A 23210-nucleotide genomic window follows, 5' to 3' on the forward strand; every position below is an offset into this window, starting at 1 on the left:
GATTTGTTTGATTTTTGTTAGATTTATGCGAAATTTTAGCGCTAAATCAATTTATATCAGCGTAAATTGAAAAAAATGCCAAAATTTTGTGGTAAAATGGCGTAACTTTTTATCTAGATGAATAAATTACGGAATTTATATGGCAAGTATGCTTAATTTATATAGAAAATTATTAGAATTACCGCTTTCTGTATTAGTTAAAAATAATCCGATCCCTCACAATCCTATTGAAGAATTATCTTTAAATGTGCAACAGCCTATCGTTTATGTGCTGCCTTACACATCGCAAACGGATTTAGTGATTTTCCGCAAAAATTGTTTAAATGTTGGCTTGCCTGATCCTTTTGAGAAAAATGAAATTGGTGGCATTTCGTTGCCACGTTTTGTGTTTTTAGATGAAGGACGCCGCATTTTTAAATCTAAAGGGGCAAAAAAGGAAACCATCGCCATTTTTAATAAATACCTAGAATTACACCGCACTTTAGCTGATCTTGATGTGCAGCTTATTCCTGTTTCGGTATTATGGGGACGTTCGCCCGGCCACGAAAATAAAACAGGCTTGCCAAATTTACGTTTATTAAATGGTATTCAAAAATTTGCCGCTGCGATTTGGTTTGGGCGTGATACCTTTGTGCGCTTTTCGCAAGCTGTTTCATTGCGTTATATGGTGAATGAACACGGCTCAGATGAAAAAATTGCAGCGAAGTTAGCGCGAGTTGCGAAAATTCACTTTTCTAAACAACGCATTTCAGCCACAGGGCCACGCTTGCCAAATCGTCAAGCGATGTTTAATAAATTGCTGCAATCTCCTGCGATTATAAAAGCCATTGAAGATGAAGCCAAAAGCAAGAAAATTCCAATGGAAAAAACGCAAAAAGAGGCGTATAAAATCTTAGATGAGATCGCCGCAAATGTGAGCTATGAAGGCTTGCGTGTAGCGGATCGTTTCTTGCGTTGGCTATGGAATAAACTTTATCAAGGTATTGATGTGCAACACGCTGATCGTGTGCGCAAATTGGCACTTGAAGGACACGAAATTGTTTATGTGCCTTGCCATCGCAGTCATATTGATTATTTATTGCTTTCTTATGTGTTATATCATCAAGGCTTGGTAACACCACATATCGCTGCTGGAATAAACTTAAATTTCTGGCCTGTGGGCGCAATGTTCCGCCGTGGTGGCGCATTTTTTATTCGCCGTACATTTAAAGGTAATCGCTTGTATTCAACCATTTTCCGTGAATATTTAGCGGAATTATTCCATCGAGGTTATTCGGTTGAATATTTCATTGAAGGTGGCCGCTCTCGTACCGGGCGTTTACTTGCGCCAAAAACGGGAATGATGTCAATGACCTTGCAAGCCTTGCTGCAACGCCAAACGCGCCCAATTTCTGTCGTGCCTGTTTATGTGGGTTATGAACACGTTTTAGAAGTGGACACTTACGCCAAAGAATTGCGTGGAGCGGCAAAAGAGAAAGAAAACGCAGGGCTGGTGTTACGCGTAATCAAAAAATTGCGTAATTTAGGCAAAGGCTATGTGAATTTTGGCGAGCCGATTGTATTAAGCAGTTATTTGAACCAACATTTCCCAGAATGGAAAGAACCGCATTCAGAAGATGAGCGTTTACAATGGTTTAATAAAGCCGTTGATTCCGTTTCAAACCAAGTTATGGTGAATATTAATAATGCAGCAGCGGTTAATGCGATGAATTTAACAGGGACGGCATTGTTGTCATCTCGTCAGCGTGCCTTAACACGTAAACAGTTATTAGAGCAGTTAGCAAGTTATCAGCAATTTTTGCAGAATGTGCCTTATTCTGATGATGTGATTGTGCCAAGCGAAACGCCAGAAGAAATGCTCGATCACGTTTTAAACCTTGACCGCGTAGGCGTTCTGGTTGAAAAAGATAATTTTGGCGAAATTATTCGCTTAGAGCGTAATTCTGCTGTGTTGATGACTTATTACCGCAACAATATTCAGCACTTATTCGCTTTGCCTTCTTTGGTGGCCAGCATTGTCTTGCATTATGGTGCAATCCAAAAAGATCTTGTGTTGGAGGCAGTTGGAAAAATTTATCCGTTCTTGCGCGGTGAATTATTTTTACATTTTAGCGATGATGAATTAAAAGAGCGTGTAGAAAATATTATTCAAGAATTGCAACGACAAAATATTATTCAGTGCAATGAGAATTTGCTCGCAATTCATAAACCGCAAGTCAGAATGTTGCAACTTTGGTCATCGGGCGTGAGAGAGATTTTGCAGCGTTATTACATCACAGTGAGCATTCTACAAAATGATCCAACGATTTCTCGTGCGACATTGGAAAAAGAAAGTCAATCGGTAGCGCAACGTTTATCTGTGTTGCACGGTATTAATGCGCCAGAGTTTTTTGATAAAGCGGTGTTTTCTGCGTTTGTGGGTAACCTAAAACAATATGGTTATTTTGATGAGAATAACCAAGTGAACGAGGCGTTACTTGACGAACTCAGCGAAATTCTTGCGCAAATGATTTCTACTGAAGTTCGACTCACAATTAAAAGTGCGGTGGAAAAAACAGAAGAAATTGATTAATCCTGCGATTTAATATTTTCAAATAAGTAAAAAACCTTAGCAAATAGCTAAGGTTTTTTTGTATTTTGAAATGTGGTATCTATTTTAGGTGGCAATCCGATTGCTAGGTAATCAAGAAACGCAGAGAAAAGTTTTCACCGAGATGATTAATGCTGAAATCAGGTTCACTATAAAAAATCAGTGGAACAAAGAGTGGTGGAAAAAGTGCGGTGAAAAAAACGGAAGAAATTGAGCAATTTGTATCTCAATCATCTTAGCAACACACAATAAGAAACCCTAGCTGCTCGCTAGGGTTCTTTCTATAAAGCTATGCAATTAAACTGAGCATTTCTTCCGCATTGGCTAAGGCGCTTTCGGTAACTTTGGTTGAACCAAGTAATTTGGCTAAGGCTTTCACACGCTGTTGCTGAGAAAGTGCGGTCATTTTTGTTTCAGTTTTTCCGTCAATGGTTTGTTTTTCTACGCAAAAATGTTGATGTCCGCAGCACGCCACTTGCGGTAAGTGGGTAACACAAATCACTTGGCATTTTTGCCCTAACTTGCGTAATAATTTCCCTACCACACTTGCGGTTGCGCCGCTGATTCCTACATCAATTTCGTCAAAAATAAGCGTTGGAATGGCGGATTTATCAGAAGTCAGCACTTGTAACACTAAAGCGATACGAGAAAGTTCCCCACCCGATGCCACTTTTGCCAAAGGCTGAGCAGATTGTCCAAGGTTTGCTTGCAGAATAAATTGCACCTGATCCATTCCGTGAGCGGTCAGTTTATTTTCCGTTTGTTCCACGCAAATAGAAAATTCAGCATTTTCCATTGCCAGTTGTTTAATCCCTTTGGTAACTTGCGCGGAGAGCTTTTCTGCCCCTTTTTGGCGGCTTGCACTCAAAGCTCGAGAATTTTCTAACAGCTGGGCGTAAGCCTGTTTTTCCTGTTCAATAAGCGCATCTTCGCTATCCGCAAAATCTACCAGCTGATCGAGTTCTTGTCTTAAGGAGCGATGTAACGCAACTAATTCCTCGGCTTTTACATTGTGCTTACGCGCAAGTTGAAGAGCTTGGCTCATTCGGTTTTCTACTTCTTGTAAACGATAAGGATCGGGTTCAATATTGCTAGATAGATGTTGGATCTCAGAGCTGGCTTCTTGCACTTGAATCAGCGCGTCTTGCAACATTGTGAGTGCATCATTGTAGTGCGGATCAAGTGCGTGCAATTCTTCTAAATTTTGCACCGCACGATAGAGTAGGCTATCCACGTTCAGCTCATCATTTTCACTTAATAAATTTAGCACTGACTGCGAAAGGGCGGTAAGCTCTTCACTGTTGGCAAGACGGTTGTATTCTTCTTCTAATTCCGCAAATTCATTTTCTTGCAAATTAAACTCATCAAGTTCTTCTACCTGATATTGCAAAAGTTGTTTTTTTGCTTCATTTTCGACGCATTTTTGTTGGAAGTTTGCCACTTGTTGTTGCAGATCTTTCCATTGGTGATAGTACTTTTGCACTTTGGCAAGGAGATCATTATGCGCACAATAGTGATCTAATAAGGTGAGTTGATAGTCATTTTTTAGTAAACGCTGTGAGGAATGTTGTCCGTTCACTTGAATTAAAAACTGACCCAGCTCTTTCAGCTGGCTTGCAGAAACGGGAATACTATTAATAAAGCCTTTGGAGCGCCCATCTGCGCTGATCACACGGCGTAAAATACAGTTTTCTGGATTATCTTCATCTTGCAAGTCTTGGGCTTTGAGCCATTTATCCGCAGGGCTGTTTGGCGCAATGTGGAATGTGGCACAAATATCCGCACGGTTTTGCCCCTCACGCAGCATCGCACTTTCGGTACGTTGCCCTAAACACACGCCAAGAGCGTCAATGGCAATGGATTTTCCCGCACCCGTTTCACCTGTGATGACGGACATTCCTTGTGCTAATTCAATATCAAGATGATGAACAATGGCAAAATTATTGATCGTAAGTTGAGTAAGCATAATACACTCCCGTTTAACTGTATGTATATCAGTTTATAACTGTTTTTATATACAGTAAAGGGTTTTGTGCAAATTTTTTATGCAGAATTTCTCAACCAGCCTAATTTTGTGCTTAACACATTGTAATAATTATAATTTTTTAAGTGCAATAAACGCAGTTTATGTTTGCTTTTATAAATATGCACCACGTCATCAGGGGTGAACGGCAGGGCAACTTGGCTATCACAACCCACTTCTAATTGTGGTGTGTTGTAATCGGCAAAGCGAATGGAAATCTTACTTTCGCCGTCAATAACCAAGGGGCGAGAAGAAAGCGTGTGCGGAAACATTGGCACAAGGGCAATGGCGTTTAGTTGTGGGGTAAGAATAGGGCCGCCAGCAGAAAGGGAATAAGCCGTTGAGCCGGTTGGAGTTGAAATAATCAAGCCGTCAGAGCGCTGTGAAAATGCCAGTTTATCATCAATATAAACGTGGAAATCGATCATATGCGCAATTTTGGCAGGGTGAATTACCGCTTCATTTACCGCATTGCTGGTAGCAATAATTTGCCCTTCGCGTTCAATCGCGGTTTCCAAAAGAAAGCGTTCTTCCACGAAAAACTCACCACGATCTAAACAGGCTTCCAGCTGCGCATAGGCATTTTTTGGATCAATATCCGTGAGAAAACCTAAATTGCCACGGTTAATACCAATTAAGGCAATATCATATTTTGCTAAGATTCTGGCACGCCCAAGCATATTGCCATCACCACCAATCACGATAGCTAATTGCGCACGTGTACCAATTTCATCTAACCCTGCAAGATGTTGCGCTGGCAAGTCTAAACGCTCACCAACCCCTTTTTCTACTAGCACTTGATAGCCTTTTTCGGACAGCCATTGAAATAAATTTTTGTGCATTTGCAAATTTACATCATTGCGCGGACGCCCTACCAAGCCAATGGTATGGAAAGAATTATGCAAGGTTTTGTTGTCGATTAAATGAGTTGTGGACATAATATTTATTTTTATGCGAAAAACAGACCGCACTTGAATTCAAGAAATTAGGGGCTATATTACACATAAACTGTGTCAGTGGCTAGTCTTAGGGTCTGTTGATAACTCAAATACAAAATGAATTATCAACAGACCCTAGCAACTGTCAATTTTTATGTTTTTTGTTACAATAACGCAAACTTTTGAACAGATGGAGAAAACAATGTCAGAACAAGAACAACAAGTGGAAAAAAACGAATTAGATCAAGAACAAACGGAACAAGTGGAACAAGCAGAGAATGCACAAGAAACAGTAGAGCCGCAAGAAAACGCTGAAAATCTTGAGGGCGATGCTTTAGAAGAAGCCATTGCTCGCGTGCAAGAGCTTGAAGAACAGCTCGCTGAAACAGCAAAAAAAGAGCAAGACATTTTGTTACGCAGCCGTGCGGAAATGGATAATATCCGCCGCCGTGCTGAGCAAGATGTGGAAAAAGCGCATAAATTTGCCTTAGAAAAATTTGCTAAAGATCTGCTTGAAACCATTGATAACCTAGAGCGTGCGCTAGCAACGCCAGTTAGCACGGAAGATGAGAGCTTAAAAGGCGTGCTAGATGGTGTTGAGTTAACCTTAAAAGGTTTATTGGCAACGGTTGCACGCTTTGGTGTGGAAGCCGTGGGTGAAGTGGGCGAAACTTTCAACCCAGATTTACACCAAGCCATTTCAATGCAGCCGACAGAAGGCTTCGCAAGCAACCAAATCACCGCCGTATTACAAAAAGGCTATTTGCTAAACGGTAGAGTGATTCGCCCTGCAATGGTGATGGTGGCGGCGTAATAAAAGGTCATCATAATAAACAAATAAAAATAGGCGAGTGTATCGCCTATTTTTTTTCGTCTAAAGTTTCGTTGATATTTTTCTGCGCGAGTTTTTCTTGCTTTTTCTGTTCACGCCGTTTTTGAAAGAAAGCGCTGAGTTTTTGGCTACATTCTTCTTGCAGCACACCACCTGTAATTTCAAGGCTGTGGTTCATTTTATAATCATCAAAAAAATGAAAACGCGACCCCACTGCCCCAGTTTTGAGATCATAAGCCCCGAACACTAACCGTTTGATTCGACTATGCAAAATCGCCCCTGCGCACATTGTGCAAGGTTCAAGGGTAACGTATAGCGTAGTATTGAGTAGGCGGTAGTTTTGTTGCGCTTGCCCCGCTTGTCGCAACGCCACAATTTCTGCGTGCGCGGTAGGATCGTGCTGAATAATGGATAAATTCCAGCCTTCCGCAAGAATATTACCTGCTTCGTCCACCAAAACAGCGCCAACGGGGATCTCCCCCAAGGCTTCCGCTTTATCGGCAAGGCTTAGGGCGTAGCGCATCATTTTTTCATCAAAATCCGACCGCACTTTTGTTTTCCTTATGCGCTGAAAGAATGTGAAAAATCAGCCATACATTGGCTGATTGAGAAAATAAAGTGCGGTGCTTTTTGGCGTAATTTTTTCATTTTGCTATTTTGATCTTTACACCGAGAAAGGATATTTAATCGCAGGGTGAGATTCATAGCCAATCACCTTGAAATCGTCCATTGTTACCCAAGTTTCCAGATCTTCAAGGGTTTTGATGTCAGGATTAATTTCTAACTTCGGTAGTGGCAATGGTTCACGCTTGAGTTGAACATTTTGCATAAGCTCAAGCTGATCTTCATAAATATGCGCATTGACGATTTTATGATACGCCATTCCTGCTTTTTTCCCTGTAATCTGCGCCATTAATGCTAAGAAAGTAAACACTTGAATTTGATTAAAATTCAGCCCGAGTGGCACATCGCAAGAACGCTGATAGCTGGTTAAATAGAGCGTATCACCAAGCAAAGAAAAGGTGTGCGTGTGCATACAAGGGCGCAAACAGCCGAGTTCAATTTCTCCCGGGTTGTAAAACGTGATGATTTCACCACGATCATCTAGCCCTTTGGTTAAGTCATTCACTACCTTACGCAACTGGTCGAGAGTTTCGCCGTTAGGTTTACGCCAAGCGCGCCCTTGTACGCCATAAACACGTCCCATATCGTCCGTGCCTTTGCGGTATGGATTATTCAACCAAGCCTGATTTTCATTGGCGTTGGCGTCCCACGTTTTTGTACCAAGCTGGCGGAAATCTGCGGCGTTGTCATAGCCGCGAATGTAGCCTAAAAATTCCGCAATCGCCGCTTTCCAGTAACTTTTTCGCGTGGTGATTAGTGGAAATTCATTGTCCGCCACATTGTAGGTAAGATCAGCGTTAATCAGGGTTAAACAGCGTTTTCCAGTACGTTCATTTTCCACCCAAGTGCCGTTATCAATGATGTTTTGGCATAAATCTAAATATTGACGCATTGTAAATTTCCTCTATTTTTTCACCGCACTTTTGTAAGCTATAAGCATAATCAGCGCACCGAGTAAAATCATTGGCAATGAGAGAATTTGCCCCATTGAAATGTGCTGTTGGAAGAATAAGCCGAGTTGCGCATCAGGCTCACGGAAATATTCAATAATAAAGCGGAATGTGCCGTAGCCGACTAAAAATAATCCCGCCACAGAACCTGCTGGACGTGGCTTTTTGATAAACAGATTAAGGATAATAAATAACACCAAGCCCTCTAACACTGCTTCGTAAAGTTGCGAAGGGTGACGAGGTAAATAACCGCCAGAAGGGAACAATACCGCCCAAGGCACGTCTGTTACACGCCCCCAAAGCTCATCATTAATAAAGTTACCAATACGCCCCATTCCTAAGCCAAAAGGAATAAGCGGCGCAACAAAATCTGCTGTCGCCCAAAAGCCGCGGTGTTGTAATTTTGCGGTGATAAACATTGCCAAAATCACACCAATTAAGCCACCGTGGAAAGACATTCCCCCTTCCCACACGCGGAATAAATACATCGGATCTTGCAAGAAATAATCGAACTGGTAGAACATCACATAACCGATGCGACCACCAAGAAATACACCAAGAAAACCGTTAAATAGTAGGCTGTCCACTTGTTCCGTTGTCCAGCCGCTATTTGGGCGGTTAGCACGGCGAACCGCAAGCCAGCGCGCAAACACAAAGCCGATTAAATACATTAATCCATACCAACGCAAGGCAACAGGCCCTAGTTGGAAAATCACCGGATCAAATTGGGGAAAAGTTAAAAATTGTGAAGTCATACAGTTCCTTTATTTCATAAGCATATTGATCGCAATACAGATCAATAGCACGGCAAAATAACGTTTTAGGGTTTTCACTGGCAATTTATCTGTGGTGCTAGCCCCGAGTTTTGAAGTAAAAAATGAGGTTGCCGTAATCCCCACCACAGCAGGTAAATACACATAACCTAATGAATAACTTGGCATATTTGCTTGTCCCCAGCCGCCCACAATAAAGCTTAGCATTCCTGAAAGGCCAAGCAACATTCCGCAAAATGCTGATGAGCCGATGGCTTTTTTCATTTCAATACCACGTCCATTCAAAAACGGCACAATAAAACCACCGCCGCCAATGCCCGCAATGCTGGAAGCTATCCCAATCAGAATCCCACCAATCACAGAAGAGGTAGTAGTGAGCGCTTTTTTCACTTCTTTCGGTTTAATCGAAAGCAACATTTTCACCGCGAGATACACTACCAAGCAGGCAAATAATTTGCTTGATACGCTTTTATCTAAATTGCCGACAAAAAGCCCTGAAATAAAGGTCGTTACCATAATCACAGGAGCAAGCACTTTCACCGCAGGCCAAACAATATTGCCGAGCTTGTGATGACGTTGCGCCGAAGAAAAGCCTGTTACCACAATGGTGGCGAAAGAGGTTCCCAATGCTGTGGACATCAAAAGTTCGCTAGGCACATCAACCATTGGCAACAAATAAACTAACACGGGAACAATAATCAGCCCGCCGCCAATGCCAAATAAGCCCGCTAAAAAGCCGACCACACAGCCGACAATTAAACAAATAAGAAAAAAGCTCAACATTATGCCCCCCTTGTTCGATGAAATGAACGTTTATGGAATTTGCCTGATGAATATTTTTTACCAGAATGCTTGTTCGCCGTATTTGTTGCAGAATGGGCTGGCGAAGACTTCTGTTCTTGAGAATAGGAATTTGGCTGATTTTTCCCATTAAATAATACCGCCGCAAATTCCTTCATTGCCTTGCGGTACACTTCTTTTTTGAAAGGCACAACCTGACGCACAGGATACCAAAAACTCACCCAACGCCAGCCATCAAATTCTGGCGATTTGGTGGTTTGCATATTAATATCTTTTTCGTCCGAAACTAATTGCAATAAGAACCAACGTTGTTTTTGTCCGATGCACATTGGTTTGCTGTCGTAGCGTAATAAGCGTTTAGGAAGTTTATAGCGCAGCCATTGTTTTGAAACATAAAGCAATTTAACATCTTTACGGGTTAAACCCACTTCTTCAAAAAGCTCACGATACATCGCCTGCTCAGCCGTTTCATTATCGTTTATGCCGCCTTGCGGAAACTGCCACGAATTTTGCCCATAGCGTTTCGCCCACAAAACCTGACCTTTACGGTTACAAATGACAATTCCCACATTCGGACGGTAGCCATCGAAATCGATCACTATCGTTCACCTTAGTTTTAAAAATTTTAAATTCTGAATTGGTGAATTGTTTCACAAACTCAAGGTTTTAACAACCCGCAAACACGCTTTTAAGGCGGTTTTCTATCAGAATTTAACTCGATAAAATCTTCCCACCTGTTAATAAATTGAATAAAAATCACAACGCTGTGCATAACATTGTGAAAAGTACGGGAATAAAATCAAATTATTTGTGCATAAGGATAAAAAATGCTTTGTTTTAAAATAAGTTAAAACAGATCCTTGTTGATCATTAAGATCTAAAATCAAGATCCAAGATCGCATTTTTTTACTCCAATTACCGCCTAGAAAAAAATCATACTGTATTTTTATCAGGATTTTCACCGCACTTTTATTGCCAAACTGTGAGTTATTCAGCATTTCTGTGGATAAAATTGTGGTTTTATACAGAATAGGTGGGAATTAAATGCTAAATTTGTCATAAGCATAATGAGAAAAAAGAATAAAACCATTAAAAATCAAAATGATAGCGTAATCAAAAAGTGTTTTAGCATTGTGACTTAAAGGCTCAGAAAGGACTGGTTATTAATTAATCGAAGATCAAAGTGCGGTGCTTTTTTCTTGCGTTTTTTATAAAACTAGCCCTAAAACTTGACCTTTACCAGCTGTTAAACCTATACTATGGCAAATTTTTATTTAGGATCATTTATGCACCACGATCACGGCTCACAAAATCAACGCATTTTAGCCTTCAGCTTCGCCATTATCACCGCTTATATGGTGATCGAATTTCTTGGCGGCTATTATTTCAACAGCCTAACATTAATGGCGGACGCAGGCCATATGGCAAATGATAGCCTCTCTTTATTACTTGCCTTTGTCGCCCTGTTTTTCAGCCATAAAACACAGAAATATTTCGCTCTGCTCAATGCGATTTCTTTAATTATTGTGGCGATTTGGATTTTATGGGAAGCCCTTGAACGCTGGCAAAATCCTTTACTGATTAATGCCTTACCAATGCTAGGCGTGGCAATAGTGGGGTTGTTGGTCAATATGATTGTGGCGTGGTTAATGCTAAAAAGTGATCACGAAAATCTAAATATTCGCGCCGCCTATTTACACGTTCTGGCTGATTTATTTGGCTCTGTTATCGCGATCATTGCGGGGCTAAGCGCCTGGCTGTGGCAAATTCAGTGGATAGATATTGTCGCCAGCGCTATTTTAAGTATGTTTATTTTGCGCAGTGGGCTGAGCATAATGAAAGCCACAATAGCGGGGCAGCATTTGGGGCGTTCTCATTAAGCTAAATGCCTGCAGAATAGATATTTGATGAAAACGAAGTGCGGTGGAAAAATTCAAAAAATTTCCACCGCACTTGTGTTTATAGGCTGTTTAAATATTTTTCCCAATCGAAATATTGCCCGGGGTCGATTTTTCTTCCGGGGGAAATGTCGCTATGTCCTACAATGCGATCTTTACGAATTTTTGGATAACGTTGCATTATGCTTTGCGTGAGCGTTGTCAGTGTTGCATATTGCTGCTCTGTAAAGGGCTGATTGTTGCTCCCTTCTAATTCAATGCCAATCGCAAAATCATTACATTTTTCACGTCCTTGAAAGCAGGATACGCCTGCGTGCCAAGCACGATCATTGAAGCTGACATATTGCGTAATTTTTCCCTCACGATTAATCAGGCAATGCGCTGACACGCGGAGATCTTTGATTTCTTCAAAATAAGGGTGCAGGCTTGGATCTAAGCGCCCTTGGAAAAAGGCATCAATAAAATTTCCGCCAAATTGTTCGGGGGGAAGACTGATGTAATGAATGACGAGCAACGAAATATCTTGCGGATCGGGTCGTAAATCATAGTGGGGCGAGGGGCAATGTTTTTGTTTTGCCAACCAGCCTGATTGATCAATGGAAAATGTCGATTTCATAGTTTTTTTGCGATCGTGATCGAGAAAAAGTGCGGTGCTTTTTGGCTTTATTTTTAATTTGCGCCACACTTATTCGCACGGGTTATTCATTGCCTGTATTTTATCGAAAATTAATGTTAAGAGAAATCAACAAGGACAGCTTATGAACAGATTTTCTACTCGTTTGAAGAATCAAGAGGGGTTTACGTTAATTGAATTAATGATTGTGATCGCCATTGTGGCAATTTTGGCAACAATCGCCGTGCCAGCTTATCAAAACTATACGAAAAAAGCGGCAATTTCAGAGCTTATTCAAGCTGCAAGCCCTTACCGCTCTGAAGTGGAACTTTGTGTGTATAACACAAATTCAACCAACAAATGTAATGCAGGAACAAATGGCATTCAGAAAAAATTAACCAATAAGGGCAAAGTGGGTTCGATTGATGTGCAAAAAGGGAAAATTACCGTTACAGGCAGAGAGAACTTGGCAGGGATAGGCTATTCTTTAAGCGCAAGTGGTGATGCTGCCAAAGGGGTTACTTGGACGGTGAAATGCGATAAATCTGTTGAATTATTCCCTGCGGGATTTTGTGGATGATGGGGATAAACAATGGCGGAATATGCGTTACAGCCGCAAATGACAGTTTGTGCGGTAGATGGAAAATTTTTTGAAATTCCACCGCACTTATGGCAGCAAAACCAACAGCAAAAAGCCCTGCTAATTCGCTATTTTGCTGTGCCATTGCAAGAAAATGCGCAAACGCTTTGGTTAGGCATTGATGATTTGAATAATCTTTCTGCTTGCGAAACCTTTTCTTTTTTAACAGGAAAAGTGGTTGAACCCGTGTTGTTGCAAGGGCAAGATTTGAAATTGCTCTTGCAAAGCCTTGCGCCAAATGTGGCGGAAGAACCTGCTGTACCCGATTTTTATCGCCCCACTGAGCAGATTAAAACGGAAAATGTGCAAGAAAAAGCCGATGAACCCGTTATTCAACTCTTAGATCGGCTTTTTGAAAAGGCGTTGCAACTGAATGCCTCAGATATTCATTTAGAGCCACAGCGCGAGCAGTTGCAAATCCGCTTTCGCATTGATGGCGTATTACAATGCCAGACGCCATTATCTACGCAAATTAGCCAGCGTTTAATTTCTCGCTTAAAATTGCTCGCTCGCCTTGATATAAGCGAAACGCGGCTGCCACAAGATGGACGCTTTCATTTTAAAACCACCTTTTCTGACGTGTTAGATTTTCGCCTTTCCACTTTGCCCACCCAGTATGGTGAAAAAGCGGTGTTACGTTTGCAGAAAAACAAGCCTGTCAGCTTAGCGTTTTCACAGTTGGGAATGAACGCAGCACAACAAAAGGCTTTGCAGCAAGCCCTTTACCAACCTCAAGGCTTGATTTTAGTTACAGGCCCAACAGGGAGCGGAAAAAGTATTACCCTTTACACCGCACTTGAATGGTTGAATCATTCGGAAAAACATATTCTCACCGCCGAAGATCCCATTGAAATAGAGCTGCCGGGCATTATCCAAACGCAAATTAATCCACAAATTGGGCTAGATTTTAACCGATTGTTACGCACATTTTTACGCCAAGATCCTGACATCATTATGCTTGGCGAAATTCGAGATGCAGAAAGTGCAGCGATCGCTTTGCGTGCAGCACAAACAGGGCATTTAGTGCTTTCTACGCTACATACCAATAATGCTCATTCAGCAATTTCACGCTTGTTGCAGCTCGGTATTCAGCAGCACGAAATTGAAAGCAGTTTGTTGCTTGTTATCGCTCAGCGTTTAGTGCGCAAAATTTGTACGCATCACACCGAAAATTGCGATTGCTATCAAGGTTATAAAGGGCGTTGCGGAATTTATCAATTTTTACAACCGCACTTTAATAATGGGGAAATTTCTTATCAAACGGATTATGCTTCCTTACGAGAAAGCGGATTGGAAAAGGTAAAGCAAGGAATAACAGATTTCGCTGAAGTAGAAAGAGTGCTAGGGAAATTGATGGAGAGCGAATAAAAAGTGGGAGAAAAATAAATTCTCTCCCACTTCAAAGGTGAGTTGATTAGAAACGATATTCTAATTTACCCGCAAAGTAAGTTTGTTTTAGTCCATAGTCAGAAAGGGATTTTCTATGGCTAATTTGGGCGCTGATGTTTAGGTTTGGCGTAATATCATAACCTGCGCTGGCAGAGAATAATAAGGCGTTGCCTAATTTACCCGTTTTGTATTGCTGGGTTGTTCCATCATTGAGGGTTAAGACAGGAGTATTTCCTGTATTGTGTTCATACATTGTACGGAGTTTCAATGATTTCCACGCAATTTCACCCCCAATTTGTTGAGTGAAAATATATTGTCGATCATTATTGATATTCCAACTGAAGGTATGATCCTCAATATTGGCTTTACTACTTTGGTATTGTAACGCAATAATCGGCGTTAAACGGACTTCATTTAGCAAGAAATGATAGCCTGTTTCTGCACCAATGCCCCAAGAATGGCCTCTCACTTTGGCTAAATCTTTATGTTGTGAAGTGGAAATTTTACCGCGCATATATTGATAGTTTCCACTAAGATTAACATAGCTTTGTTCGGTCAGTTGATTCTCTAAGGTGAACAATACTCCCACAGAGTTATATTTTGCAGAACTACTGCCTTCAATTTCTGTGGTTTTTGGTTCAACTGAGAATTTACTGAGAGCAAGTCCTAAGTGAAGGTGATGTTTATCGTTGAGATCAAGACGACCGCCAAATAGAGTGCTATTTGTGGTGGATTTGTAGCCATAGCCATAATCTCCAAAGCCAAGATTGCTATTATAAGTGGCTTTACGATGTTGTTGTAAAACATAGAAATTTTTCGTGCCTTGCGTAATATTTTGCGCAAAGATCTGAGCCTGCATATAACTATGTTCTAACAAAGCTAAATTCGTTACCAAATAGGCAGGCACTTGGCTATTTAATGCTGGGCGATAGGTTGAGGCACTTGCGGCTGTCGCATTTCCTGCTAATGGCGTAACTGTTGCATTACCTGCTGGAGAAGCAGTTTCCGTGCTGTTATCCACATTCCCTGTATTTGGATTAGCAGGGGCGACTACCACAGCATTATCCACTGGGGAAGTGGTTTCTGTGCTGTTATCCGCATTTTCTGCATTTGGATTGGCAGGTGGTGTTACCGCAACATTATCCACTGGGGAAGTGGTTTCTGTGCTGTTATCCGCATTTTCTGCATTTGGATTGGCAGGTGGTGCTACCACTGCATTATCCACAGGAGTTGTAGTTTCACCGCTATTGTCAGTATTCCCTTCATCTTGGTTTGCTGGAGGGGTTACTGTCGTGTCCGCGGTTGGTGGTATTGGGGCAGCTGTGTCATCAGCTTTAGGGCTTTCCTCTTTTGGTGGTGTTGATGGGGCTTTAATAATTGGTGATAACGGTTCGCCATCTTCATTAATTAGCAAGGTTTGCAAGCGGTAATCGTTGAAATTGCTGTTGTTCTCACCAAAACTATTTTCACTTGCCGTAGTTGCCCCTTTTTCAACGCTAACTAAGGTGTAGCGATTAATATGGCTTTCATCATTATGAACAGCTTTCGCCAAATTGAACGCATCTATGCGGCTGGTTTCACCTTTCACTTGAATGAGTGAAATACCCTCATCAGCATCGTAACGTTCATTTTTATTGGTATCTGAATGACCAATTTGACTATTAAGTAAATTAATGTTTACTGGAATTGATTGGGTTGTAGTTAAATCTCCATTAATCAACACGCGATCCGCACGCCATTCTGTCATATTTTCGGAAACGTTATCCACATTTAATGTAATATCCGCCCCCTCATTGGTTACACTCCCAAAGGATAGGGTTTTAGGTTGGAAATTGACATTTCTGGATTTGCTGCCGTTTGCCGTATGATTTAAGTGCGGGGCATTATTCGGTGCAATATGGGCATTGGCTTGCCAATAAGTATGTGAATGAACGATCCCATTTCCCGTTAAACTCGCATTTTCTTTGATATATAACGGTGAATGATTTAGTTCCCCTTCTAAGATGGTTACCCCTTGATTTAACAAGGTTTTTCCTGTGTGATTGAATTGCCCAATTAAATATAGTGTCCCCTCTCCATTTTTGCTTAAACTACCTTGCCCTTGCGTATCTGCAAATAAACGGCTTGTTTGGTTGGCACTAATATCTGCATTAATTTGACTTGTGTCATCAAGAGCAATGGTATCAAAGCGAGCAATCACATTATCTTTTATGCTTAATGTGGCGTTATTCGCTAAATTTGCATTTTGCGTTAAATGTGAGGTGTTTGGTGCATAAATTATTTCACCTTGGTTGATGGTAAGCTCGTTTAAGGTTGAATTTGTTTCCAAGGTTAAGTGGTTATTATTAAGTGCGGTCGGTTTATAGGCAAAATTTAATTTACCTTGATCATCACCAAGCATTTCACCCTTAATTTTTCTTACCCCAGATTGCAAATAGTTAAGCGTGCTAGCTTTGGTTGCATTGCTATTAATAATATTGCCGTTAATTGTTTCAGCTTGCAGCCCTTTATCCTCGCCATTTTCAATGGTGAAATTATTGCCATTTAAGTCAAACGTTCCTTTATTCAAGCTGAGATTTTCGGCTTTAATTTGGTTTTCACCGTATAATTTTACTGTGCCTTCAGGGTTTACAATAATGTCGGAATAGGCTTGAACTTGACCATCTTTTTCCTGCTGTTTTAAACCTAATGTGCCTTCATTAACTACCATTTTGGCAGGGTTTACCCCTTCACCGATTTTAATAATTTCCCCATCACCAATTTTATAGAATGTTTCAGCAACGGTGCTATTACGATCATATTCAAATGGCGTGTTCCGTTTATCACGATGTAAGATATTGTCTTGCCATACAAGCTCTTGAATATTTAAGCGAACAAAATCAATTTTTCCTTCCGCCCCTTCATAAAGCAAACCAATATCGCCATTTGGTAATTCAGTTAAACTGCTGTAGGCGTAATTATTTGGTGTAATCGTGGTGGTATATTTCCATTCGATAGAACCATCTTCTTGCACTTCACCAAGCCAGACTTTACCGTTATTTCGCCCGTTAGAATGCGGATTGGCAAAAAGGATATGTTCTTTGCCATTAATACGTTTGGAGTATTTAATCACTGAAAGTTGGCAATAAGGTTCTAGTAACACGTCATCTAAAATAACGTCTTTTTCCCAAGTGTAACCACCGTCATAACTGGTGGAAATATGCACGCGATTATGTGGTGTTACACGAGAAAAGAGTTTTAATTGTCCATTGTCTAACTCAATTACTTGGGATTCGGTAATCTCATAGCCATAAGTGCCGTTAAGCAGACGTGATCCGCCTTGTGCCGCAAATCTGCTATCAATTGGTGATTCACCACGTTCCCAAGTTTTGCCACCGTCTTTACTAATGATAACCGCTGCTGCTTGTTTATTATTGTTATTGGTGTAGTAAACCGGCATCACTAAAGAGCCGTCTTTAAGCTGAATCCCTGTTCCGGGGCCAGTTCCCATAAAACGCATCCAATCGGCTTTCACTTGAGAGTTAATATTGACCGGGTTAGACCAAGTTTCACCGTCATTATCACTATAAGTGAGCCATAAATTGCTGGTGATGGTTGATTTCAGTGGGGCGCTATCATTACCTTGATTTTTCGTTTGTAAATAAATATTTCCTAAACGTGTATCGCCTTGATATAAATCACCGAGATCTTTAAATGCTAATTCAGGATTACCATTAATAACAACCCGATAATCTGTTGGTTTATTTTTATCATTATAAACAATGCCGTTTTCACGAATGGTGTAGCGATTATTATATTCGTCAGTTAATAATTGATAATATTTCCCGCCGATATTTTTATAACCTGAACCTTCTGCGTTTGGATTTTGGATACCAAAGAAGCCTCGTGTTTCAGGGAACATATCCACAATCATAAAGACACGCCCATTACGTTTGTCTTGCACCATAAGGGGATCGATTAAGAACGCAGAATTTTGACCGCCATAAGATTGGCTAGCAAGATCAATCACAGTTTGGCTTTTTTGCCAAGTTAAGCCACCATCAAAACTGCGGCGGATTGCGGTGTCAATATTTCCCCAGTCAGCAGAATGTTGCCAACGCTTGTCGATAGCGGCAATAACAACGCCGTTTTGCGTGGTGAGTAAAGAAGGAATGCGATAGTTTTTTGCATCATCTTGATTTGGTTGAAAGAGCGATTCTTTTTCCGTTAGCATTGCCCCTGAAGCGCGATGTTTATCCGCATTCTCGCTTTCGTTTCGGCGATAAGTTTCCGCTAATTCTTGGTGTAACGCTTTGATTTTTTCTCCTGACAATACTTGTTCGGTAACTCCCGCAGAATAAATATTTCCACTAAAACGCATTTCATTACCAGAGCTTCTTGGCGTTTTTCCTAAATAAGCAATATTTAAGCTTTCAATATCTTTGAAGAATTTAGAATTATTATGTGTTTGTTTTAATTCGCCATTCACATAAATTTTAATTTGGTTATTTGTTTTATCAAACGTATAGGTAATGGTTTGATAATCTTTATTTTGATTATCAACATTTGCGGTAAGTGCTGAATTATTAATTAAATAGCTATTCTTATTTCTTAATTCTAAGCCAAAGGTATCCGTGCCTTGTTTCCTTAACATATAGAAATTAATATAGTGGTTGGTGTGCCCACCTTGGGTTGAAGCACCTAAAAGAGAATAAACATTATCACCACCATTGGTTTTAAAACCAAAAGTTAAAGAACCATTCTCTAAATTAAAAACATCATTTTTAGTGAAGGTTTCAGTGATATTAAGTGGCTTGAAAAATTCGGTATTTGATTTGAAATCTAAGATTCCTTCGCTACTCGCCATGGCATATTGGCTGATAAGACACGAGGAGATTAAAGCTGCCAATGTTGTTTTTTTCATAGGGCATCCTTTGTTTGATGTGAAATTAGGAGTATCTCAGCGCTGATGATATTTTTGCTCCATAATGGAGTAAATAATGATAATTTCACTTCGTGATGTTCTTCACAGAATCATTCTTATTTTCTATCAAAAATGAGAGATTTCTCGCATTTCTACAAAAAGAGAATTTCTCAAAGAGCATTAGAGCCTGTATTTAAAACGTGGTAATATGCCCATCAACAATCAAATGATTCTGACAGTAGCAGGAAAAAACAAAATAAAAGGAACACAACTTGTCCACCCCAATGAGCGAACTAAGCGAAACCTTTACTCTTGAACCGCAAGATAATGCCCGTTTGCAGGCATTGTGCGGGGCATTTGATGAAAATATCCAGTTGATCGAAAAAGAATTTTTCTTGGATATTGCACGGCGTAATTTTACGTTTACGCTGAAATCGAAAGATCCCAATCCGAAATCTCATCACGCTAAATTGTTAAATAAAGTGGCGGCGTTGATCCAAACATTGTATTTGGAAACCACACCTGTGCGTGGCGTGGTTAAGGAAATTGATTTGTCTGATGTGCATTTAGCCATTCAGGAAAATCGAATGTTATTACAACAAGATAGCGAACAGGCAGAACAAAATGCGGTGCCCAAAGTGTATCAAACCACGATTAAAACCAAGCGTGGTTTAATCAAACCGCGTGGCGCAAATCAAATTCAATATTTGCACAATATTTTGCGTTATGACATCAGTTTTGGTATTGGGCCAGCAGGCACAGGGAAAACCTTTCTTGCTGTGGCAGCAGCGGTGGAAGCCTTAGAGCGACAAGAAGTGCGCCGCATTTTGCTCACTCGCCCTGCGGTGGAAGCAGGGGAGAAATTGGGCTTTTTGCCGGGAGATTTAGGGCAAAAAATTGAGCCTTATTTACGCCCGCTCTATGATGCCTTATTTGAAATGCTGGGCTTTGAAAAAGTGCAGAAATTAATGGAACGCAATGTGATTGAAATCGCACCGCTGGCTTATATGCGTGGACGCACGCTGAACGATAGCTTTATCATTTTAGATGAAAGCCAAAACACCACTACCGAACAAATGAAAATGTTTTTAACCCGTATTGGGTTTAATTCTAAAGCGGTGATAACAGGCGACATCACGCAAATTGACTTGCCACGCAGCCAAAAATCTGGTTTACGCCACGCCATTGAAGTGCTAGAAAATGTGCCAGAATTGAGTTTTAATTATTTTGATAGTAAAGACATCGTTCGTCACCCAGTGGTTGCCAAAGTGGTGCAAGCCTATGATAAATGGGACGAACAGGAAGAAATTCGCCGTCAAGAACGTGCCTTACAGCGTCAGCAAGAACAGGCCAAACAACAAGCCTTAGAACGAGAAGAAATAGAATGAAAGATGTCATCGTTGATTTACAAATCGCAGCAGAAAATAGTGAAAACTTGCCGACAGAACAACAATTTCAACAATGGGCAACCGCCGCTGTGCAAGCAGAAAACCTGCAACCTGAGATCACCATTCGCGTGGTGGACGAAGCGGAAAGCCAAAGTTTAAACGCTACTTATCGTGGTAAGGATTATCCAACCAACGTGCTTTCCTTCCCTTTTGAATGCCCTGAAGAAGTGGAATTGCCGCTGCTCGGCGATTTAGTGGTTTGTCGCCAAGTGGTAGAACGAGAAGCGCAAGAACAAGGCAAACCCTTGATGGCACATTGGGCGCATATGGTAGTACACGGCTGTTTGCATTTGCTGGGCTACGATCACATTGAAGATGATGAAGCAGAAGAAATGGAAAGCCTTGAAACGGAAATAATGCAAGATCTTGGCTTTGCCGACCCTTATTTAGCGGAAAAAGCCTAGCCTTGCAGCCACGTCAGCTTTGTATCTTAGTTGGGGAAAATGCGTGGTTACAAACTCAACTTTCCCCTTTATTTTCTGATTTCACTCGCTTTGAAAAACAAAGTGCGGTGCTTTTTTTTGATGAAAATTGCACCGCACTTTTTCCCGAGCAAAACATCACGCCAATTCCCTTTCGCAAAGTGAAAAATCAGCTTGGGCGCGAACATTCCCTGGTTATTTACGATGCCAGACAAAGCCTAAATCTTGATGCCCTTGCCATTGCCGCAGGTACATTGCAAGCAGGCGGGCAGCTTTATTTATTGTTCAACCATTGGCAACATTTAGCCACGCAAATTGATTTGGATAGCCAGCGTTGGAGCGGTGTTCCGCAAGGCATTTGCACACCAAATTTTGTCCAATTTATGCAGCAAAAAGTGCGTGAATACGGTTTTCCTATTTATCAGCAACAAAATGGCGATAGCTTTTTGCCAGCACCGTATAACTCAGCCATTGATCTGATAAAGCACTTTCATTCTGCCACGCAGGATCAACAACGTATTTTGCAACAGCTATTAAATGCTCCGAAAGAAATTAATGTGATCACCGCCAAGCGTGGGCGGGGGAAATCCGCCTTGGCAGGCTTATTTGCTTCGCATTTAGACAAGGTGATTCTCACCGCACCGAATAAAAGTGCGGTGCAAATTTTGCAAGATTTTGCCGAGAAAGATCTGTTTTTTATTGCGCCCGATGATCTTGCTCAACAAGTGCAACAAGATCCCGATAAATTTTACGATCATTGGCTGCTCATTGATGAAGCAGCAATGATCCCGCTACCTTTATTAATGCAGCTCACAGCGCATTTTCGGGCGATTTTCTGTACTACCACGATACAAAGCTATGAAGGAACAGGGCGAGGTTTCTTGCTTAAATTTATGCAAAAAAATCACCGCACTTTGCAACATTTTGAACTCAGCACCCCGTTGCGTTGGCGAGCCGATGATCTGATCGAGCCTTTTATGTCTGATTTGCTTTTATTAGAAGCAGAAAACCAATTAGCTCAGCCTGAGTTTCAGCCTAACTTCGTTCCTAATGCAGACTTGCATTTTCATTGGCATCATAGCCACAGCCTTTTCCAGCAAGGGGAATATGAAGATTTTTACGGATTGCTGACTCTCGCCCATTATAAGACGTCCCCTGTGGATTTACGCCGTTTGCTCGATGGCAAGCATCAGCAATTTTTACTGGCAAAATTCAATCAGGATTTATTGGGCGCGCTTTGGCTGCTGAATGAAGGGGCAATGCAAGATAGCACGTTGATTGAAGGCATAATGCAAGGTGTCCGTCGCCCGAAAGGTAATTTGGTGGCGCAAATATTGTGCCAAGTAAGCCTAAATGAAGCAGCGTGCAAGCTGAGTTCTGCACGCATTTCTCGCATTGCCGTGCAACCCAAATGGCAACATCAAGGGATAGGGCAGGCGCTAATGGCAGAAGTGAATCAGCCAAGGCAGCAGAACCAAGATCACACGCAAGATTTTTTATCGGTGAGCTTTGGCTACACGCCCGAGCTTGCTCAATTCTGGCAAAAGTGCGGGTTTAATTTGGTTTATTTAGGCAGCCATAAAGAAGCCAGCAGTGGTTGTTATAGCGCAATTAGCGTAAAAGGCGTAAGCCGCGCAGGGCAAGATTTTTGTACAAAATTATTGGCTCAATTTGAGCGAGATATGCCTCTATCCTTTCACCCTTTAGCCACGCAGCTATGCCCACAAGGGCAACAAGAAAGGGATTTTTCCCTGAATGAACAAGACATCAAAGCGTTACATTATTTTGCTCATTATCAACGAAATTTAGCCAGCACGATCCCAGCTATTCGCCGTTTATTATGGGGCAATCAGGGGGAAATATTGCCTTTGTTGTCGGCATATTGTGAACAAAAAATCTTACCAAGCACGGGCAAAAAGCAATGGGTGCAAGCTTGTCGCGAAGAAGTAAAACGATGGTTGCAAAAGCCAAAAATTCTTTTATGATTAAGGAATACATAAGGCAAAGAATAAATCGCAAAATAGGGGGAAATAATGGCAAATCAACAAAAAGGTGTGCTGCGCAGATTATGGGATAAATACAGCGAATTTTGCAAAGAGTTAGGGATCGATCAAGGCGCTTGCCGCAGCTGTGTGCCAGTGGTGAAATTTGATGAAGATCCACCGAAAAAAAGCAGAGCAAGAGAAAGTAGCTAAATCTTAGGATCAGATCGCGATCTTTACATTTCTCATTTTTCAATCATTCCTTACAAAGCCATTTGGCGCATTGCTCAAATGGCTTTCTTTTTGGGCGAAATATACAAATCTTTACATAAGATCCGGATCAAACTGCTTGCAACTTAGTCAAACTAATACTAAACTTACGAA

At 41.1% G+C, this 23210-nt stretch carries 18 protein-coding genes; 9 read left to right on the plus strand and 9 right to left on the minus strand.

Translation table 11 applies throughout. The annotated features are described in order from the left end of the window. Positions 1 to 139 precede the first annotated feature (139 nt). On the plus strand, positions 140 to 2572 hold the full coding sequence (gene plsB / locus C3007_RS08415) for a glycerol-3-phosphate 1-O-acyltransferase PlsB (RefSeq protein WP_103854032.1): 2433 nt from the start codon (positions 140 to 142) through the stop codon (positions 2570 to 2572). A gap of 307 nt (positions 2573 to 2879) precedes the next feature. Here the strand turns inward: plsB and recN are convergent, their stop codons facing one another. Together recN and C3007_RS08425 are read right to left on the minus strand one after the other, a co-directional pair. Beyond that, a complete protein-coding gene (gene recN, locus C3007_RS08420; RefSeq protein WP_103854033.1) occupies positions 2880 to 4556 on the minus strand; it encodes a DNA repair protein RecN in 1677 nt (558 codons plus the stop codon). Positions 4557 to 4633: 77 nt separating this feature from the next. Further along, on the minus strand, positions 4634 to 5551 hold the full coding sequence (locus tag C3007_RS08425; RefSeq protein WP_103854034.1) for an NAD(+) kinase: 918 nt from the start codon (positions 5549 to 5551) through the stop codon (positions 4634 to 4636). Between the two features lie 202 nt (positions 5552 to 5753). Between C3007_RS08425 and grpE the strand changes: the two genes are divergently transcribed. After that, positions 5754 to 6365 carry a nucleotide exchange factor GrpE gene (gene grpE, locus C3007_RS08430; protein ID WP_103854035.1) on the plus strand — a complete coding sequence of 204 codons (612 nt, stop codon included), beginning with the start codon at positions 5754 to 5756 and terminating at the stop codon, positions 6363 to 6365. Between the two features lie 46 nt (positions 6366 to 6411). Here the strand turns inward: grpE and tadA are convergent, their stop codons facing one another. The 5 genes from tadA to rppH form a co-directional block, all read right to left on the minus strand. Further along, the gene (gene tadA / locus C3007_RS08435; protein ID WP_103854036.1) at positions 6412 to 6948 is read right to left on the minus strand and encodes a tRNA adenosine(34) deaminase TadA; all 537 of its coding nucleotides are present in this window, start codon (positions 6946 to 6948) and stop codon (positions 6412 to 6414) included. Between the two features lie 99 nt (positions 6949 to 7047). Beyond that, on the minus strand, positions 7048 to 7899 hold the full coding sequence (locus C3007_RS08440) for a thymidylate synthase (protein WP_103854037.1): 852 nt from the start codon (positions 7897 to 7899) through the stop codon (positions 7048 to 7050). 12 nt (positions 7900 to 7911) lie between these two features. Next, complete coding sequence (lgt, locus tag C3007_RS08445; RefSeq protein ID WP_103854038.1) at positions 7912 to 8712, minus strand: prolipoprotein diacylglyceryl transferase; 801 nt, start codon at positions 8710 to 8712, stop codon at positions 7912 to 7914. Positions 8713 to 8721: 9 nt separating this feature from the next. After that, positions 8722 to 9513, minus strand: a complete 792-nt coding sequence (locus C3007_RS08450; protein ID WP_103854039.1) for a sulfite exporter TauE/SafE family protein — start codon at positions 9511 to 9513, stop codon at positions 8722 to 8724. Next, entirely contained in the window at positions 9513 to 10130 is a 618-nt protein-coding gene (gene rppH / locus C3007_RS08455) for an RNA pyrophosphohydrolase (RefSeq protein WP_103854040.1), read from the minus strand. Before rppH ends, C3007_RS08450 begins: the two co-directional genes overlap by 1 nt. A 660-nt stretch (positions 10131 to 10790) precedes the next feature. On the opposite strand from rppH, the gene C3007_RS08460 reads away from it, so the two are divergent. Beyond that, positions 10791 to 11411 (plus strand): cation diffusion facilitator family transporter, encoded by a 621-nt coding sequence (locus C3007_RS08460; RefSeq protein ID WP_103854041.1) that lies wholly within the window; start codon positions 10791 to 10793, stop codon positions 11409 to 11411. Positions 11412 to 11490: 79 nt separating this feature from the next. On the opposite strand, the gene ampD is transcribed toward C3007_RS08460, so the two are convergent. Beyond that, a complete protein-coding gene (gene ampD, locus C3007_RS08465) occupies positions 11491 to 12045 on the minus strand; it encodes a 1,6-anhydro-N-acetylmuramyl-L-alanine amidase AmpD (protein WP_103854067.1) in 555 nt (184 codons plus the stop codon). Between the two features lie 142 nt (positions 12046 to 12187). Between ampD and ppdD the strand changes: the two genes are divergently transcribed. Further along, positions 12188 to 12622, plus strand: a complete 435-nt coding sequence (gene ppdD / locus C3007_RS08470; protein ID WP_103854042.1) for a prepilin peptidase-dependent pilin — start codon at positions 12188 to 12190, stop codon at positions 12620 to 12622. Between the two features lie 12 nt (positions 12623 to 12634). Continuing rightward, on the plus strand, positions 12635 to 14050 hold the full coding sequence (locus tag C3007_RS08475) for a GspE/PulE family protein (protein WP_103854043.1): 1416 nt from the start codon (positions 12635 to 12637) through the stop codon (positions 14048 to 14050). A gap of 46 nt (positions 14051 to 14096) precedes the next feature. Here the strand turns inward: C3007_RS08475 and C3007_RS08480 are convergent, their stop codons facing one another. Next, the gene (locus C3007_RS08480; RefSeq protein WP_103854044.1) at positions 14097 to 18974 is read right to left on the minus strand and encodes an exo-alpha-sialidase; all 4878 of its coding nucleotides are present in this window, start codon (positions 18972 to 18974) and stop codon (positions 14097 to 14099) included. 284 nt (positions 18975 to 19258) lie between these two features. Here C3007_RS08480 and C3007_RS08485 point away from each other — a divergent pair, with 284 nt between their 5' ends. From C3007_RS08485 to C3007_RS11570, 4 genes are read left to right on the plus strand one after another with little or no spacing between them, the layout of a single operon-like run. Further along, positions 19259 to 20362: a PhoH family protein gene (locus tag C3007_RS08485; protein WP_103854068.1), complete on the plus strand. Its 1104-nt coding sequence runs from the start codon at positions 19259 to 19261 to the stop codon at positions 20360 to 20362. After that, positions 20359 to 20826, plus strand: coding sequence for an rRNA maturation RNase YbeY (gene ybeY, locus C3007_RS08490; RefSeq protein WP_103854045.1), 468 nt, complete (start codon positions 20359 to 20361; stop codon positions 20824 to 20826). The genes C3007_RS08485 and ybeY overlap by 4 nt, the downstream gene beginning before the upstream one ends. A gap of 2 nt (positions 20827 to 20828) precedes the next feature. Next, complete coding sequence (locus C3007_RS08495) at positions 20829 to 22829, plus strand: tRNA(Met) cytidine acetyltransferase TmcA (protein WP_103854046.1); 2001 nt, start codon at positions 20829 to 20831, stop codon at positions 22827 to 22829. Between the two features lie 48 nt (positions 22830 to 22877). Next, positions 22878 to 23039, plus strand: coding sequence for a DUF5363 domain-containing protein (locus tag C3007_RS11570; RefSeq protein ID WP_164550720.1), 162 nt, complete (start codon positions 22878 to 22880; stop codon positions 23037 to 23039). Positions 23040 to 23210: the final 171 nt, after the last annotated feature.

It is taken from the genome of Avibacterium gallinarum, assembly GCF_002921135.1.
Lineage (GTDB): Bacteria > Pseudomonadota > Gammaproteobacteria > Enterobacterales > Pasteurellaceae > Avibacterium > Avibacterium gallinarum.

Excerpts from the sequence above, each read along its gene's own strand:
- plsB (WP_103854032.1), top strand. The coding sequence starts at position 140 with ATGGCAAGTATGCTTAATTTATATAGAAAATTATTAGAATTACCGCTT.
- recN (WP_103854033.1), bottom strand. The coding sequence starts at position 4,556 with ATGCTTACTCAACTTACGATCAATAATTTTGCCATTGTTCATCATCTT.
- C3007_RS08425 (WP_103854034.1), bottom strand. The coding sequence starts at position 5,551 with ATGTCCACAACTCATTTAATCGACAACAAAACCTTGCATAATTCTTTC.
- grpE (WP_103854035.1), top strand. The coding sequence starts at position 5,754 with ATGTCAGAACAAGAACAACAAGTGGAAAAAAACGAATTAGATCAAGAA.
- C3007_RS08440 (WP_103854037.1), bottom strand. The coding sequence starts at position 7,899 with ATGCGTCAATATTTAGATTTATGCCAAAACATCATTGATAACGGCACT.
- lgt (WP_103854038.1), bottom strand. The coding sequence starts at position 8,712 with ATGACTTCACAATTTTTAACTTTTCCCCAATTTGATCCGGTGATTTTC.
- C3007_RS08450 (WP_103854039.1), bottom strand. The coding sequence starts at position 9,513 with ATGTTGAGCTTTTTTCTTATTTGTTTAATTGTCGGCTGTGTGGTCGGC.
- C3007_RS08460 (WP_103854041.1), top strand. The coding sequence starts at position 10,791 with ATGGCAAATTTTTATTTAGGATCATTTATGCACCACGATCACGGCTCA.
- ampD (WP_103854067.1), bottom strand. The coding sequence starts at position 12,045 with ATGAAATCGACATTTTCCATTGATCAATCAGGCTGGTTGGCAAAACAA.
- ppdD (WP_103854042.1), top strand. The coding sequence starts at position 12,188 with ATGAACAGATTTTCTACTCGTTTGAAGAATCAAGAGGGGTTTACGTTA.
- C3007_RS08475 (WP_103854043.1), top strand. The coding sequence starts at position 12,635 with ATGGCGGAATATGCGTTACAGCCGCAAATGACAGTTTGTGCGGTAGAT.
- C3007_RS08480 (WP_103854044.1), bottom strand. The coding sequence starts at position 18,974 with ATGAAAAAAACAACATTGGCAGCTTTAATCTCCTCGTGTCTTATCAGC.
- C3007_RS08485 (WP_103854068.1), top strand. The coding sequence starts at position 19,259 with ATGAGCGAACTAAGCGAAACCTTTACTCTTGAACCGCAAGATAATGCC.
- ybeY (WP_103854045.1), top strand. The coding sequence starts at position 20,359 with ATGAAAGATGTCATCGTTGATTTACAAATCGCAGCAGAAAATAGTGAA.
- C3007_RS11570 (WP_164550720.1), top strand. The coding sequence starts at position 22,878 with ATGGCAAATCAACAAAAAGGTGTGCTGCGCAGATTATGGGATAAATAC.